We start from the raw sequence: 580 nt of genomic DNA, 5'->3' as shown, positions 1-580 counted from the left end.
CACGGTGAGCACGGTGGAGCAGCACCTGACCCGCATCTACCGCAAGCTCGACATCACCAGCCGGGAGAACCTCCCCGACGACATCCTGCTGGAGCCGGCCATGGAGTGACCCCGGGGCACCCCTCGGGCGCACCTCGAAGACCCCCGGGACCCTCGGCCCGCCGCCGGGACCCGGGGGTCTTCGCGTGCCCACCGGGGCGCGCGAGCCCCCTCCCCCGGGGGGCCGGGCCGCCCCCGCACCTGCGCACCTCTGTGGCCCCCGGGGCCCGGCACCGGGGTGGTACGGGGTGCCGCGCCCCACCCCGTAGGGGTGTGCGAGGGCTTTCTCGACCGGAAAAGATACGGGTGTTTCTCGCCAATGCCGCTCGCTACTCTCGGAAAACGAGCACCACGAACAGGAAGACGGAAAAGAAAGAAATCCGATCGGGACGTCGTGCGGCGAGAGGCGAACGAGATGAGAATGAAGGAGAACCAGTACGACGTCATCGTGCTGGGCACAGGGCTGGCCGGCTCCATCATGGGCGCCATCCTGGCCAGGGCGGGGAAGAAGGTTCTGCTCATCGACTCGAGCAGCCATCCG

At 69.1% G+C, this 580-nt stretch carries 1 protein-coding gene; it reads left to right on the top strand.

All coding sequences use genetic code 11. From position 1 onward, the window contains the following. Positions 1–358: 358 nt before the first annotated feature. Positions 359–580: NAD(P)-binding protein (locus tag ACYVO2_RS37325; RefSeq protein WP_461012573.1), on the top strand; the 222-nt coding region annotated here is incomplete at its 3' end.

The sequence above is a fragment of the Streptomyces capparidis genome, from assembly GCF_054782095.1.
This window is presented reverse-complemented; position numbering and strand designations above follow the sequence as displayed.